At 40.3% G+C, this 17616-nt stretch carries 9 protein-coding genes; 5 read left to right on the top strand and 4 right to left on the bottom strand.

Annotated elements, in window-relative coordinates:
* The first annotated feature begins 293 nt into the window (after positions 1-293).
* Positions 294-1004 carry a UMP kinase gene (gene pyrH, locus QX565_RS08450; protein WP_002559227.1) on the top strand — a complete coding sequence of 237 codons (711 nt, stop codon included), beginning with the start codon at positions 294-296 and terminating at the stop codon, positions 1002-1004.
* 106 nt (positions 1005-1110) lie between these two features.
* Here pyrH and QX565_RS08445 read toward each other — a convergent pair whose 3' ends face one another.
* From QX565_RS08445 to QX565_RS08430, 4 genes are read right to left on the bottom strand one after another with little or no spacing between them, the layout of a single operon-like run.
* Positions 1111-4779: an endo-beta-N-acetylglucosaminidase gene (locus tag QX565_RS08445; protein ID WP_289292455.1), complete on the bottom strand. Its 3669-nt coding sequence runs from the start codon at positions 4777-4779 to the stop codon at positions 1111-1113.
* Between the two features lie 26 nt (positions 4780-4805).
* A complete protein-coding gene (locus QX565_RS08440; protein WP_289292453.1) occupies positions 4806-5786 on the bottom strand; it encodes a hypothetical protein in 981 nt (326 codons plus the stop codon).
* Between the two features lie 11 nt (positions 5787-5797).
* Positions 5798-7450 (bottom strand): SusD/RagB family nutrient-binding outer membrane lipoprotein, encoded by a 1653-nt coding sequence (locus QX565_RS08435; RefSeq protein WP_289292451.1) that lies wholly within the window; start codon positions 7448-7450, stop codon positions 5798-5800.
* An 11-nt stretch (positions 7451-7461) separates the two neighbouring features.
* A complete protein-coding gene (locus QX565_RS08430; RefSeq protein WP_289292450.1) occupies positions 7462-10983 on the bottom strand; it encodes a SusC/RagA family TonB-linked outer membrane protein in 3522 nt (1173 codons plus the stop codon).
* 731 nt (positions 10984-11714) lie between these two features.
* Here QX565_RS08430 and frr point away from each other — a divergent pair.
* The 4 genes from frr (at position 11715) to QX565_RS08410 (ending at position 17609) form a co-directional block, all read left to right on the top strand.
* On the top strand, positions 11715-12275 hold the full coding sequence (gene frr, locus QX565_RS08425) for a ribosome recycling factor (RefSeq protein WP_002559226.1): 561 nt from the start codon (positions 11715-11717) through the stop codon (positions 12273-12275).
* Positions 12276-12378: 103 nt separating this feature from the next.
* Positions 12379-13311 carry a ribosome small subunit-dependent GTPase A gene (rsgA, locus tag QX565_RS08420; protein WP_221650910.1) on the top strand — a complete coding sequence of 311 codons (933 nt, stop codon included), beginning with the start codon at positions 12379-12381 and terminating at the stop codon, positions 13309-13311.
* Positions 13312-13439: 128 nt separating this feature from the next.
* Complete coding sequence (locus QX565_RS08415) at positions 13440-14519, top strand: efflux RND transporter periplasmic adaptor subunit (protein WP_221650903.1); 1080 nt, start codon at positions 13440-13442, stop codon at positions 14517-14519.
* Between the two features lie 12 nt (positions 14520-14531).
* Entirely contained in the window at positions 14532-17609 is a 3078-nt protein-coding gene (locus QX565_RS08410) for an efflux RND transporter permease subunit (protein ID WP_289292447.1), read from the top strand.
* Positions 17610-17616 lie beyond the last annotated feature (7 nt).

The raw sequence follows: 17616 nt of genomic DNA, 5'->3' as shown, positions 1-17616 counted from the left end.
CTGCTTTCCTTGGTTAACTTGTTTTAACTACAAAGATAATATTTCAACCTCTATTTATTATGATGCAAATCTAAAGGATAAACGCAGATTAAAAGACTGTGGATCTTTATTATCTATTTGTTTCTCTTTGCGAAAATCTGCGTTCATCTGCGTTTCAATAAATCATCGCTTAGTGTACCTCCCCGTGCGGGAAGTACTCATGTCTATTCAGATCCGAATCAAATAGTATACTAATCTGCATGATTATGGCAAAATAATCATGTATATTTGCGCAAACTAATTATAAGAACAATATGGCAAAATACAAAAGAATCCTGTTGAAGCTCAGTGGTGAGAGCCTGATGGGAGAAAAAAAGAGTGGAATCGACGAGAAAAGACTCGCCGAATATGCAGCACAGATAAAAGAAATTCATGAACAAGGTGTACAAATAGGCATCGTCATAGGTGGTGGAAACTTCTTCCGTGGGCTCACAGGAGCCGGCAAAGGTTTCGACCGTGTAAAAGGCGATCAAATGGGTATGCTGGCAACAGTTATGAATAGCCTTGCCCTTAGCTCAGCCCTCGTTGCCGCCGGTGAAAAGGCCCGCGTACTGACAGCTATCCGCATGGAGCCTATCGGCGAATTCTATAGCAAGTGGAAGGCGATTGAATATATGGAAGCCGGTGAAATCGTTATCATGTCTGCCGGAACAGGAAATCCGTTCTTCACAACCGATACCGGTTCTTCTCTGCGCGGCATCGAAATAGAAGCCGACGTAATGTTGAAAGGTACCCGTGTAGACGGGATATACACCGCTGATCCGGAAAAAGATCCTACTGCTACAAAATTCGATGATATCACTTATGATGAAGTGTTGAAACGCGGTTTGAAGGTGATGGACCTTACGGCTACTTGCATGTGCAAGGAAAATAATCTCCCGATTGTAGTATTCGATATGGATACAGCAGGAAATCTGAAAAAAGTAATCAACGGAGAAGAAATTGGCACGGTGGTACACAATTGACAATATATGTATAAACAAGATAGAAAAGAGGATGTATCCGGAAATTGGACACATCCTCTTATTCTTTACTTATACAAACATGTATATAACTTCTTCTTGAAGATGTTTATTCTTTAACTACCTTGAATGACTTCACATCTTTACCGCCTTTGGTTACTCGTACGTAATACATACCTTGTTCACCTACGGAAAGTTGTTTTATATCACCCATAACAGCATCAACACCTAATGTTTTCACAAGTTGCCCTGCGCTCGTATAAACATATACAACATAATTTCCGCTTTCTGCAAAAACCAGATTAATTACGTCTTTAAATGGATTCGGATACATTCTAAGTTGTACGGTTCCGGTCTCTTCTATACCTGACCCGCCAGTACCAATAACCACACAATCAGAAACAGCCGTTGTTACTTTTCCATATACATTTTCCAATGTAACCTGTGCATCATAAGTACCATCTGTAGCATAAGAAACCTTAGCTGTACCGGCTTCGTCATTTTGCTCTTTCATTGTAGCACCATTCAAATTCCATGTAGTAGCAGAGGTTATCTCCATTACACCAGTTCTGAAAGGAACTCCTGTAGACATTTGAGGAGCGGTAACAGGAACATCGTTGTCGACTTTTTCGATCGTTTTTACAGTAGTCACAGCACCTTTATAAGTACCTTCGGAACCAAAGTTTTCAAAATAGCCTTCTTCGTCAGGATCCGTTTCAAAATTGAAATAGCCCACTAAACCAGCCGGTAATTCATCAATATCAGGATCAAAACCATTCATTGCAGCTACTACTTCATCGTCTGTAACAGCACGATTATAGAACTGGATTTCATCTAAAGAACCAACAAATCCACTACGGCTTGCAGCACTACCTCCGAAACGAGGAGTACCCTTTCCCTCATAAGAGTGTGGGCCTGTGTATTGATCTACTAATTTACCATTAAAATACATTTTAGTTGTATTCCCATTAACACTGAATGCAATATGTGCCCATTTATTAGGAATTACTTTATAGTCTTCTGCTATAGTTCCTTTATTACCTGCATTCCCAAGCAGACGAACCCATATATAATTTTCGGGAGCAATGTCTACCCATACATCTCCCCAAGCATTTTTAGGCCAACCATCTGCATAGTTGCGTTGGCTATACAAAGCTGTTCCTTCAGAAGCGGGTTGTACGTTTTCATCTATTTTCATCCAAAAAGCAATCGTAAACGGGGTCTTATTACAGAGTTCTATCGGAAGAGTAAATGATTGCACATCTGTCAAATGAAGACCTCTTGAAACGGTACCGTCACGTTTTACACCTTCGTAACTGAAAGTTACATCTTCATTTACGGCAGCAACCTTCTTATCAACGTTCAAACCGGTCAATTCATTGATACCCCCTGTTTCCTCAGGGGTAACCTGAACGAAACCGCGATACATAGTTGCTACACCACCAATCGTAACTTCCATATCATAGAAACCAACTTCATTCAAAGAAGTAGTAAACTCTGTAACATCAGCAAATGTACCGGCATCGGTTGCATCCGTAGCTTTCTTCAATTTGAATGTAGCAGGAGCATGAGTTACATCATAGAATTTAACTGTAAATTCCTGACCTGGTTTTATAATCTCTTTATCTATAGTGATTGTCTCAATAGGATCTACTACACGTTCCATCTTTTCGGACCAAACGATAGCACTACGTTCTCCTGCCGGATTGACTGCACAGATACCAACTTGTACCGTTTTGTCTTCAAGAGCAGACGGAGCACCAACAATATAAGCAGCCCATGAAGTAGTTGCAGTACACAAAATAGGTTCTGAACTTTCATTCTCGCGTACATAAACTTCGTAATACCAAGCATTTACATCATCATTGTAAACTGGAGTACCTTCAGCTTCATTGATATCCTTATCACCACAACGCCAAATAACTTTCACATCACTTGAATTGAAATGTCCGCCCAATACTTCTGCATGAGTAATGGTAATATCAGCAGGTGTCATTGTCAGAGCTGGATCAATAATAGACATTTCACCCAACAATAATTCATAACTAGGAGTAGTATTCTGTATGTCCAATGCAATACATGCAATCTTATCACCCGCATTCACACCTACTTCGCTAAGCTTAACTTTGGCAGTAAACCACTCACCAACTTTCGCTACGTCCGGTAATGAATAGGAAACAAAATTATTTTCACTACCCGTTTTAGAGAAACAAAGTGCTAATTTAGGACTTGTACCGCCATTTACCATTTTATAAGTTACACTGACTTCACAACCATCGGTGACATCCAATTCCGTTTTGAAAAGACGAACTTTAGAATTTGCCGTAGCACCATGGATTTTCAATGCAGAACCACCATACCATGCATCGTCAAATGTGAAATTCAGATTAATAGCATCTGCAGGAACCGAAGTAGCTTCAGTCCACGAATTAGTGATCCACCATCTCCATGTCGGCAAGAAGTCTTGCATACCGATATTATACCATTTATTACCGAATGTTGTCACACCTTCATTCTTAAAGAAAGTACCATTACCTAAGTTGAAACGAGTCACAAACGGAAGAGTATTCAACGTACTCTGAGCATTTACAAACGCTGCGATACCATGGAAACCTTCCAGGTCGGCTTTGCCAAAGCCACGGCGTTCATTGTTTATATTCGGACAAATAGCAGGATTACGTTTGCCTCCGGAGAAGAACATCTCAAGTTTTTCCTGATATAAATTCTGGATAGCTAAATCTGAGGTTCCGTTTTCTGTAGAGGCCTGATGGATTACATTATCATCATGAGCACCCCATAACCCGATAGAGAATGGCTGATCTTTCAGTAGTACCCAGTTTCCATCTGCACCTGCATTGTTATGCAAACCTCGTCCTTGAATATCCATACCCGCATATACATCATAAGTATTGCGTTGCAGTTTTTGAGCTGTAGCCAAAGAGGTAGCCAATTTATTCGGATTCCAGTTGTAGTTCAAGAAGTAAGCATCTGTAACAGCCTTCCCATCTTTTGAGAACCACTCATCGTTTCTGTCACTTAATTGGTCTGTCCAGGACACATATCCGTCATTTGTCTGAGATTCATACCAAATCACTTTAAAATGCCAGTCTATTTCTGTAGCAGCATCATGACAGGCTGCAAAAAAGCCTTTCAAATTATCAGCCAAAGGTTGTCCCAGACCTCCTTCAGGATTAACACCTACTCCATCGAGTCCATAGAATTTCAATATCTGAACGAATTTCTTGGCATACTTAAATTCACTCCCCTCCTTCTTAACCAGTTTTTGTAATTCCGGACTTACAGAACCCTCAAAGAATATTAAACAACCCGTCATTACCCCATTTTTATGAGCAACGTCATTGAATACTCCCGGAACACGAATCCAACCATTGGACCAGTTACCATGATAATCCAGATATTGCCACATACTGAAATTATCAGCATTAAAATTGTAACGCGGCAACGGCCCCCATACTTTAGAGTTCTCCCCAACAGGACACCACCATAAAACCTTGCGTTCGTCACCTCTTGTGGGGACAACCTGAGTCTTGTCATTCTTTATACGAGCCTTAGGACGTACACGTGAAACAAAAAAGTTTTCATCAATATATCCCGACTTATCACTGAAAGGTTTTCCTGGCTCCCATGTATCAAGCATTTCACTCCAACTTGCACCCATATCCACCGCATAGTCCAGTGTATAGGCTGGAGCAGTCTGCGCATTAGCTTCTATAAATAAAGAAGCTAAAATACTTGCAAAAAGTACCTTTTTTTTCATTGCATCATTTTTTAATGGTTAATAATTTATTTAATAGCTTTTGTCAGCTCTTTTTCAATAGCCTGAAATACATAAATCCCCGAACGTCTCATCGTAAATCTCCATTTACCTTCATTTGCAGGAGTTTTAGCCTCATCCAGTACCAGTGTATAAATGTGTGTATCCGGATCAAAAAACTCGTTACTTAATGTACGTGTTTCCTTTTTGGTGGTAATAGGAGAAATAATTGAAATTTTATCTTCCTTCTCCTTCACTTGATCTAACTTGAAAAACACTTTGTATTTACCATCAGCATCGGCTGTAATAGGGGCATCATCCAGAAATCCTTTTTTAATAAATTCAAAAGTTGTAAGTTCTTCCTTTAAACCAAACTCCCAGCGTTCAATAAAAAGTTTCCAGGTTCCATCCGATAGGAAATCCTTAGGTAGTTGTATCTGTAAATTCTGAATGACTGCAGGCAATTTTTCATCATCAGCACCAGTCGCCACTTTCACCTGCCGGAAGTCTTGTGATACAAAAACCAGCGAATCGACAGATTGTCCCGACCAACCGCTTGCCTTAATATTCAGAAGATCTGCATAGGTATCTACATCAATTTCCTTATCTGCTAATAATACACAGTTGATTTTCCCTACATTTTCTTCTTCTTTATCACGACGTACAATTAGATCCCATTCGCCTACACTCCATTCATCCGTACGGGATGTTGTTATAAATACATGTTCAGGATCATAATTTAACTCACCCTCGGCAACATCCAATATTTCCGGATAGCTCCAATTCATATACATATTTACGCCATCTTTACGTAGCAGGATTTTGTCAACTGGCTGGATACCGGGGAGATAAACCTTAAATGCGACTTCCTGGCCAATAACCACTTCACTTTTCTCTACTTTAAAATCTGAAACTAAATTAGCCGCTGAATAAGATACTTCTGTATTGTCATTACACGAAAACAAAAATATACTTACAATCACACTTACTATAACAATATATTTTTTCATAATTATATTAATTAAAAATTAGCAATATCTGTATCCCACCATAAACGGGTTGATTGTTGATCAGGACCATTTAATACCGGTATAGCAGAGGTTTCAATGTCCGCTTTATTTTCATTATCTCCTCCCACTGCATAGGGAATACGGCGTATCCCAACCAAAGGGTCAATACTTCCATCACCATCAGCGAACGAACCTTTCACCGGTGCAATCATATGGGGATACCCCGTACGTCTCATATCAGCCCATGCAACAGCCGACATCGGGAAAAGAGCGATCCATTTTTGAGTGATGATCTTTTCAAGCATGACCTCTTTGGAGTCGTTGTTACTCCATTTATTGCAAACATTCATAACTCCTTCTGCATTGTTCCGCAAATCGTAATAATCTCTGTAATCTGCTGATATTACACTCTCTGAAACGATGTATTGATCGTATTTATCACTAAATCCAAATTCTTTAAAACTGGTTCTGACACCTTCGTTATAGAAGTGTTCAGGAGTACCTCCCATTGCCCAACCCCTCAATGCACCTTCAGCACGCAAAAAGTACACTTCGGAAACTTTAAATATTTCCAATGGCTTTTGAGAGAAGTTGGTAGAGAGTTTAGAAAAAGACAAGTAAGTAGGAGATGTATTCGGGTCTTCGGTTAAGGATCCGTTTCTCATAGATAAATAATCAGAATTTGTATCTAATACTTTACGTCCGGATATATCATAGATATCAGCTGAGTTTTTTGAAAAAAACTCTTCTAACATCGGATGTCCTGTACGCTTTAATATATTATGCAAATTCGCGTTCAAACGACTATCTACCCAGTTACTGGATATCTTAAATAAAGGATGTCTGTCCAAATACAGTTTATATACATCAAGCGCTATATCATTATCCGAAGCTTCCAAAACACCTGATTTAATAGCTTCTTCTGCTATTCTTTGAGCCTTATCCGGAGCTGCTTTTACCATATTCATAGCCATCCGTAAGCGCAAGGAGTTTGCAAACTTTATCCAGTTATCTACTTTACCACCCGCAATTTTATCCATGGATGAAATCGTTCTATCCAATTCAGCATCAGGATTCTTTTTGTACTCAAACAAAATGTCAATATCGCGTTGCAAGTCCAAGAAAATGGAGTCGTAAATGTCTTCAACCGAATTGTATGTCAAAGGATGCTCTTCTTTTAATACTTTATAATCATTGTATGGAAAAGGACCATGCACTCCTGAATACAAATGGGCTTCGTAGGAATATAGAATATTGGCTATTGCACCAAGAGGTTCAGCTTTCAACGTTTTTGCAGAAGCCATTACAGGTACTACTTGTTGAGCAACCCAAGTCATGTTTGCTTTAGGGCCAGAAGCAAAATCGTCATTTATTACATAAGTAGATTTGATACGACCCTGAAAATTATGCGGCAAGCACATATACCCACAATAATTATCCATATGCAGGTTAAATTGATATTGGTACTTGTGTTCACGTTTATCAATCAGAAGCTCTTGAGCAGTAATAAGTAACCCGGCAGCGGTGGAAATACTTGAGACCGAATCCGTAGCATGCTCCATCGTAGAATTAGACTTCAAGTTGTCAACTACACCATCATAACATCCTGTTAATACCCAACCGGATATTACTGAAAATAATATTATCTTATTTAAATATTTCATATCTTTATTTATTAAAATGAAGCCTTTAAATTAATACCGAAGCTCCGTGTTGTAGGCAGACTGAAACAGTCAATTCCACCAAATCCGTTACTTGTAGAAACAGATACATCCGGATCAACTGGTGATTTTTTATAAATGAAAAATAAATTACGCCCTACAACAGAGACAGACAGATTTTTACCATTACCAAACAGACTACGGAATGTATATCCCATTGAAAGTTCACGCAGACGTAAGTTAGTTGCATCATAAGTATACTCGGATAATGCAGCCAGTCCACCACCTATTGTTTGATAATAATCTTGTGCTGATGCTATTTGACCATCACCCATAATTATACCAGGAACGGATTGTTGTACAATATTACCATCAACAATAGATTCTTTCATATATACAATTCCCCGGTCACGAGCATCACCAGATCGCTTAGAGACCCCGTAGTAATCAAGTTTGGCCTCTGTTAAAGACACGATCTTGCCACCGACCTTACCATCAATCAAGAAATAAAGTGAGAAGTCCTTATAATTGAAAGTATTGTTCCATCCAAAATTTACTTTAGAGTTTGCATTCCCAATATAGGTACTACAATCATTAGTAATCACAGGAGCGCCATATCGGTCAGTTATGATCTTACCATTCTGATCACGTTTTATGGTATTAGCATATAAATCACCATATGGACGACCCTTCCGATAAATAATCTTAAGACCGGATTCCTGTCCTAAGTCAATCGTAATATCCTTATCATTACCATAAGTTTGTAAGATCTCATTATCATTATATGAAATATTAAAACCTGTTTTCCAGGACCAGTCCTGGTTTATCATCCAATAGTAATTAGTAGTAAATTCAAAGCCACGATTACGAACACGTCCGCTATTTATCGGTCTTGAACCTGCCGTTGCCGATGACACTGTTAAATATTGATTGTGCATAATACTATTATAGAGAGTCAGATCCCAGTCCCATGCATTATTGAAAAAACGTCCTTCGAATCCCAACTCTGTAGATGTCACGGTTTCTGGTCTTGGATCCTCAAATCGTGTAAACTTTTTCGCCCCATATCCTCCTGTATTAAAGTCATAAGGTAGCTCATCAAATAAAACATTTGGAATAGAATTACCGACCTGACTGTATGATAGACGAACCTTTAATAAATTCACCTTATCACTCGTAAACTTAAAAACGTCATTTAACAGGACGTTTCCACCCAGCGCATAATAAGCATAACTCGGCGATGTACCATAAGGTACAAACTGCTGAAATGCTTGCGACCAGTCATTACGAACACTAAAATCAACATAGGCCATCTGTTTATAACCAACAGAAGCCGTTGCATATACAGAATGCTCCCAATTTTTAGATTTATTCAATTCGTTCTTATATAGAGATGGGTTCTTGATATTTTGAGGATCGTAAACATTCGGAATAGCTGTTGTATCTCCCATCGTATAATATAAGGACAACTTCCGATTGTTGATTTCCTGCATACTTCCACCAACATTTACAGACAGATCAAAGTCTTTTGTACTTTTCGCATATGAGATTAACCCGTCAATAAATATCTGTGTATCAGTCTGTCTATCTGTATAATAAACTGAATTATAGAAGTTTTTACCTCTCGTACCGTGATATGTCTCCCCTTCATTACGGACATTATTCACATCATAATTCATACGAGCCTGTGCAGACAACCCCTCCATGATATTCACTTTTGCAGAAATAGAAGTATAAAAACGATCCAGATATGCTGTGTTAATGATACGATTAGCAGTCCAATATGGAGAGTTACCGTTTTCTTCCGTTTGCCAAGGCCATACCTGGATAGGACCTTCTCCCGTTTTACGAGGAGTTTTTGTCCCTGTTGAGTTTGTATACCAATTTTCTGAGTTTAATGCATATAATGCTCCATAGGTTTCTTGATTATCTTTAAAATAGCGAATATCCGCATTACGTGGCATCAAATACAAATTATACAATGGATTACCAAAGTATCCCGAAGAAGGTTTATTCTTGGATTCCTGTTTTACGTAATTTGCAGAAAAGCTAAGTTCCAATTTGTCTTTAAATAATTTAAAATTATTTCTAAAAGAAAAGATGTGTCTGGAAAAAGTATTATTAGGCATCATTCCTTTAGCTTGTGTATTTCCATAAGAAAAGTAACTTTGGGAAATTGCATTTCCTCCCGTTATTGAAATTGTATTATTAAAATTCGTTCCCGTCTTCAGGAAATTCCCAATATTGCTTTGCGCACTGTTGCGTGCATAAGGAATATCTTCTAAAGTTCGATCAGAAAGGCGACCTATAGCCCCTCCCCAAGAGGTGGTAGTTAATCGTCTTGAATAAGTTGGATTTATTATCTGACTGCCGTTCGCAAAATAACCATTTGTGAAATATTCGACTCCTGCTCCATAATTATCCTGAAATTCCGGAGTAACCAAAGGAGTCTCAAACAAAGAACTACTGGATACATCAACAGATACTTTTCCTTCATAGCCTTTTTTAGTTGTAATCAGTAGTACACCATTTGCGGCACGGCTACCATACAAGGCTGCAGCATTTGCTCCTTTTAAAACATTAATACTCTGGATATCATCCGGGTTGATATTAGATAAACCATCACCACCGTCATGTCCGCCACCATAAGCAATATTGCCCTCAATCTGTCCTTGATTATGGTCGGCCATAGGAATACCATCTAATACAATCAATGGAGAATTGGTTCCTAAAATAGAAGCATTACCACGTAATAGAATTTTAGATGAACCACCCGCTCCTGTTGAATTAGGAGTGATCACCAATCCTGCTGTTTTACCTTGCAGTGCATTTATAAAATTTGCATCTTTTGCGCGTGTCAACTCTTTACCGTCTACCTTTTGAGTTGCATATGTCAGTGATTTAGCAGCACGTTCAATTCCCATAGCAGTAACTACCACCTCATTTAGCATTTGGGTATCTTCTTCCATTACGATATCGAAAGATTTAGTATTGGCAACAGGAAGACTTATTTTCCGATAACCGATATAGGAGATTTCTAATACAGCACTGTTATTAGCCACTTCAATAGAATAATCTCCGTTTATGTCGGTAATAGTCCCGTTAGCGGTACCTTTAATCAAGACACTTACACCAATTAGTGGTTCTCCGTGTGTATCGGAGATATGTCCTTTGATAACACGTTTGTTCTGCGTTACAGTATTTACAGTTTCCCCTTTATTTGTAAATAGTACTAAATACTTGTCACGAATAGAATAAGAGGCACCTGAATTCTTTAATAAACGTGTCATCACAACTGATAGCTTTTCATGAGAAGCTCTGATTGTGACCATCTGATCAGGATTTACATCTTTTGTATTATAGACAACAGAAAGAGAGGCTTGATGCCCGATTTCAGTTAAAACCTTACTCAATGAAGCATTTGTAAAGTCTAAATTCAATAATACATCTTGTGCAGAAGCGCTCAACACTGTTGGAGCCAGAAGAAAAAGGAATAATAGCAAGATTCGGCTCTTGCCCTTTGTAATTTTTTTCATTTCATATTCTTTTAACGTTAACAATTCCTAGAATTATCTCAATATCAAACTTCGGTATAGAAAATAGTTTGTGTGTAATCTATAATTCTTTATCAAATTACATATTAATAATTTAAACGTTTTATATAATACAATCCATTTAATAAACTTACTAAAGAAAAAGAAAAAAATCATTTAATTACATTCCATCATTTTCAACGAGATGATAGGACACTTCAGCTTAACTATTTCGATTATCCAACATACTTTATTGACAACCTATGTCTTAATTATATATTCTTTGGTAAGAAACAAACAAACTTATATCCACTCATTTCGTATACTTTGGGGAATCTATATCTATATTACCTAATAGATATAAATCCCGTATCGTGCACTTAAAACATCCGGATGTTTTCCTAAAGAACATGGGGATGTTGTACATAAAAACATCCCCATGTTTTATATAACAACATGCGGATGTTATTGAAAGAGAAGTCTTATATAAAGATGAACAAGAAGCTATGGTACAACCTGGTACATCCATATATTGTTGTACTACAAAAAGCTACGAAATAGCCTGGGTATAAACACCAACCAGTTACCGATCAAACAAGGCTGATTTTTCTGCCTTTTTCATTATTTATAACTAACAGCCTGCTTTCTCTTTCCATTATTGTTGCAGATAAGCAAAAAATAATCTACTTTTGTTCTTCATTCAGTAAATAGTAAACTATATAAAGCAAAAGAATATGATAGACGTAAAGACTTGTATCAACGATTCACAAGAGAAAATGGATATGGCCATTATGTACCTGGAAGAGGCACTGGCTCACATCCGCGCCGGTAAAGCAAGTACCAGATTGCTGGATGGAATCCGTGTAGATTCTTATGGAAGCATGGTACCTATTAGTAATGTAGCTGCCGTAACCACTCCGGATGCACGTAGCATTACTATCAAACCGTGGGATAAAGGTATGTTCCGTATCATTGAAAAAGCAATTATTGACTCTGATTTAGGCATTATGCCCGAGAACAATGGTGAGATCATCCGTATCGGTATCCCTCCTTTGACAGAGGAACGTCGTAAGCAACTGGCAAAGCAGTGTAAAGCTGAAGGTGAGACAGCCAAAGTAAGCGTACGTAATGCCCGCCGTGACGGTATTGACACACTGAAGAAAGCCCTGAAAGAAGGTCTTGCAGAGGATGAACAGAAGAATGCAGAAGCCAAACTGCAGAAAATCCATGATAAGTATATCAAGCAGATTGATGATATGCTGGCTGAAAAGGACAAAGAAATTATGACAGTGTAAATTAGTAGTTAAGTAATCAAGTAGTTAAGTAGTAAGTAGCAGATGTTTCTGTTTGTATCCTACTTAACTACTTGACTACTCACTACTTGACTACTAAAGAATGATGAGAGGACTGGTAATAAAGAATACAGGGAGCTGGTATCAGGTAAAAACTGATGACGGGCAGTTTATCGAATGCAAGATAAAGGGAAATTTCCGTCTGAAAGGAATACGTAGCACCAATCCTGTTGCTGTGGGCGATCGTGTTCAAATCATACTAAATCAGGAGGGTACTGCTTTTATCAGCGAAATAGAAGACAGAAAGAACTACATCGTTCGCCGTTCCTCCAATCTTTCTAAACAATCTCACATCCTTGCTGCCAATCTCGACCAGTGTATGTTAGTGGTGACGGTGAATTACCCCGAAACATCCACAATCTTCATCGACCGTTTTCTTGCCTCGGCAGAAGCCTATCGTGTACCGGTAAAGCTGATATTCAATAAAGTAGACGCTTACAATGAAGATGAACTGCATTATCTGGACAGCCTCATCAACCTCTATACAAATATCGGTTACCCCTGTTTCAAAATCTCAGCTAAAAAGGGAGAAGGGATTGATACCATCAAAGAAGAGCTGAAAGGACGGATTACTCTATTTTCCGGGCATTCGGGAGTGGGGAAATCAACTCTGATCAATGCCATACTTCCGGAACAGGAAGTAAAGACCGCTGAAATATCTGCGTATCACAATAAGGGAATGCATACTACTACTTTCTCCGAAATGTTTGCCGTAGCAGACGGAGGTTATATCATCGACACTCCGGGTATCAAAGGATTCGGAACCTTCGACATGGAAGAAGAAGAAATAGGACATTACTTCCCGGAAATATTCAAATTTTCTGCTGACTGCAAATACAACAACTGTACTCACAGGCACGAACCCGGCTGCGCAGTCCGGCAAGCCGTAGAGCAACATTACATCAGCGAATCACGTTACACTTCTTATCTGAATATGCTCGAAGATAAAGAAGAGGGAAAATACCGTGCCGCCTATTGATTTATTAACTCTTTTTCACTCACTGCGTATTAAACTATCTTCCCAATCGCCTGTCTAAATTAAGACGTTATATACTATACTTAACAGGTACACAACACCACATCGCGTACCTATAATATAAAACATACATGGACAAGAGGATTAAATGGGGTATTATCATCATCGTAGGCGCCGGATTGATAGGAGGTGGCATCTACTCGCAAATGCCTAAACAAAACGCCGAACTGGCAGCAGCCGACAAAGTAACCCAAAATCAAAAGGGAGGTAAAAAGATTCTGAATGTAAATGCACGGATTATAAAGCCGCAATTGCTTACAGATGAAATACGCATCAGCGGTAGCCTGCTACCCGATGAAGAGGTTGACCTTTCATTTGAAACATCGGGAAAGATTGTAGAAATCAACTTTGAAGAAGGCAGTGCCGTAAAAAAAGGCCAACTATTGGCTAAAGTAAACGACCGGCAACTGCAAGCACAACTACAGCGCCTTGTCTCCCAACTGAAGCTGGCAGAAGACCGTGTATTCCGCCAGAATGCCCTGTTGGAAAGAGATGCTGTCAGCAAAGAAGCTTACGAACAGGTAAAAACAGAACTTGCCACACTGAATGCCGATATAGATATTGTCAAAGCAAACATAGCACTGACAGAACTTCGTGCCCCGTTTGACGGCGTTATCGGTCTGCGACAAGTCAGCGTAGGAGCCTATGCCTCTCCCAGTACCATTGTAGCCAAACTAACCAAGATATCTCCGTTGAAAGTAGAGTTTGCAGTACCAGAGCGATATGCCGGGCAAGTAAAAAAAGGAGCAAACCTGACCTTCCACCTCGAAGGGCAACTTGACGGGTTCGATGCCAAAGTATATGCCACCGAGTCAAAAATCAGTGAGATGCACTCACTAACCATACGTGCACTCTACCCCAACAGTAGTGGTAGTGTACTTCCCGGTCGTTATGTAAGTGTTCATTTGAAGAAAGAAGAGATTCCCAACGCAATTGCAGTACCTTCGGAAGCGATTGTCCCCGAAATGGGAAAGGACAAAATATACCTTTACAGAAACGGAAAAGCACAACCGGTAGAGATCTCCACCGGCATACGTACCGAAGCTGAAGTACAGGTACTAAGAGGTCTGCAAGTAGGCGATACTATTATAACTTCGGGAACACTGCAACTTCGTACAGCACTACCTGTCACTCTTGATAACATTGATTAAACCAGCCGCCTTATGAATATATCCGAATTAAGCATACGCCGGCCGGTATTATCGACGGTACTGACAATTATTATCCTCCTCTTCGGGTTCATCGGATACAGCTATCTTGGTGTACGCGAATATCCGTCGGTGGATAATCCCATTATATCGGTATCCTGCTCCTACCCCGGTGCAAATGCTGATGTTATTGAAAATCAGATCACAGAACCACTGGAACAGAATATCAACGGTATTCCCGGTATTCGCTCTCTGTCGAGTGTCAGCCAGCAGGGACAATGTCGTATTACGGTAGAGTTTGAGCTTTCCGTCGATCTGGAAACAGCGGCCAATGATGTGCGTGACAAAGTATCACGTGCCCAGCGCTATTTGCCCCGCGATTGTGATCCTCCTACGGTATCAAAAGCCGATGCCGATGCCATGCCTATCCTTATGGTAGCCCTCCAGAGCGAAAGACGTTCGCTACTGGAACTGAGTGAAATAGCCGACCTTACCGTAAAGGAACAGCTTCAGACAATTGCCGATGTAAGTAGCGTATCTATCTGGGGTGAAAAACGTTACTCCATGCGTTTGTGGCTGGACCCTATCAAGATGTCCGGTTATGGTATCACGCCTATCGACGTAAAGAATGCAGTGGACAAAGAGAATGTGGAATTGCCTTCGGGTAGTATCGAAGGAAACACCATAGAACTGACGATCCGTACGCTGGGTTTGATGCATACGGCAGAAGAGTTCAACGACCTCATTATCAAAGAGGATAAGAATCAGATTGTTCGTTTCAGTGATATTGGTCGCGCCGAACTGGGTCCGGCAGACATCAAAAGTTACATGAAAATGAACGGAGTCCCCATGGTTGGTGTAGTTGTCATCCCCCAACCGGGTGCTAACCATATCAAGATTGCCGATGCTGTGTACGACCGTATGGAAAGGATGCAAAAAGATCTTCCGGAGGATGTGCACTACAACTATGGATTCGATAATACCAAATTTATCCGTGCTTCCATCAATGAAGTAAAACAAACAGTGTACGAAGCATTTGTACTGGTTATCATCATCATTTTCCTTTTCCTGCGCGACTGGCGCGTGACACTCGTACCGTGTATTGTGATCCCCGTTTCACTGATTGGCGCATTCTTCGTCATGTACCTGGCGGGATTCTCTATCAACGTGCTTTCGATGCTTGCGGTAGTTCTGTCGGTGGGGCTTGTGGTGGATGATGCAATTGTTATGACCGAAAACATTTATGTCCGGATTGAACAGGGTATGGCACCGAAAGAGGCAGGAATCGAAGGAGCCAAAGAAATTTTCTTTGCCGTTATCTCCACTACGATTACGCTGGTAGCCGTATTCTTCCCTATTGTGTTCATGGATGGTATGACAGGACGGCTCTTCCGGGAGTTCAGTCTGGTTATTTCAGGATCGGTTATTATATCCTCTTTTGCAGCATTGACTTTCACACCGATGCTTGCTACCAAACTGCTGATAAAGCGTGAAAAGCAGAACTGGTTTTACAGAAAAACAGAACCATTCTTTGAAGGAATGAATCGCCTATATAGCCGTTCGCTGGCAGCATTTCTGCGGAAACGCTGGTTGGCATTACCCGTTATCGCCGTTACTATCGGAATCATTGTATTCTTATGGGACTATATTCCTGCAGAAATGGCACCGCTGGAAGACCGTTCTCAAATCAGTATCAATACACGTGGAGCAGAAGGTGTAACCTATGAATATATACGAGATTATACAGAGGACATCAACGACCTTGTCGATTCCATTATTCCCGATGCAGAATCCGTAACTGCCCGTGTTTCAAGTGGTAGCGGTAACGTACGTATCACACTGAAAGATATGAAGGACCGTAACTACTCACAGATGGACGTAGCCGAAAACCTGTCTAAAGCAGTACAGAAAAAGACCATGGCACGCTCGTTTGTGCAGCAGTCTTCTTCTTTCGGAGGACGACGCGGAGGTATGCCTGTACAATATGTATTGCAAGCTACCAATCTGGAAAAACTTCAGGAAGTACTGCCGAAGTTTATGGCAAAAGTATACGAAAACCCGGTATTCCAAATGGCCGATGTCGACCTGAAATTCAGTAAACCCGAAGCACGTATCAATATCAATCGTGATAAAGCCAGCATTATGGGAGTCAGTACCCGCAACATTGCCCAAACCCTGCAATATGGATTGAGCGGACAGCGTATGGGCTACTTCTATATGAATGGAAAGCAATACGAGATTTTAGGTGAGATCAATCGTCAGCAACGTAATAAACCTGCGGACCTGAAAGCCATCTATGTACGCAGCGACAACGGAGACATGGTACAGCTTGACAATCTGATAGAATTGACAAACGGTATCGCTCCTCCGAAACTCTACCGCTATAACCGTTTCGTATCGGCTACGGTTTCTGCCGGACTGGCAGATGGTAAGACTATCGGACAAGGACTGGACGAAATGGATAAAATAGCCAAAGAGACGCTGGACGATTCGTTCCGTACGGCCCTGACCGGAGATTCAAAAGAATATCGCGAAAGTTCATCAAGCCTGATGTTCGCCTTCGTTCTGGCTATCTTCCTGATTTATCTGATCCTGGCCGCCCAGTTCGAAAGTTTCAAAGACCCATTGATCGTGATGCTGACAGTACCGCTCGCCATTGCCGGTGCCCTGATCTTCATGTACTTCGGTGGAATAACAATGAACATTTTCAGCCAGATTGGTATTATTATGCTTATCGGACTGGTAGCAAAGAATGGTATCCTTATTGTGGAGTTTGCCAATCAGAAACAAGAAAGCGGCGAAGACAAGATGAGTGCCATCAAAGACGCTTCTCTGCAACGTCTGCGCCCTATCCTGATGACAAGCGCATCTACCATATTGGGACTTATTCCACTTGCTTTTGCCACCAGTGAAGGTTGTAACCAGCGTATTGCCATGGGTACGGCAGTAGTAGGTGGAATGCTTATCTCTACGCTGATGACGATGTACATCGTACCGGCCATATACAGTTATATTTCAACGAACCGGAGACTCACGCCTGTCCTTTCCAAAAGCGAGGAAGACGAAACAGCTCCAACGACGCCCCATAATTAAGTAAGAA

Origin of the sequence: Bacteroides sp. 41_26, assembly GCF_949740115.1 — a bacterium.
Taxonomy (GTDB): Bacteria; Bacteroidota; Bacteroidia; order Bacteroidales; family Bacteroidaceae; genus Bacteroides; species Bacteroides nordii.
This window is presented reverse-complemented; position numbering and strand designations above follow the sequence as displayed.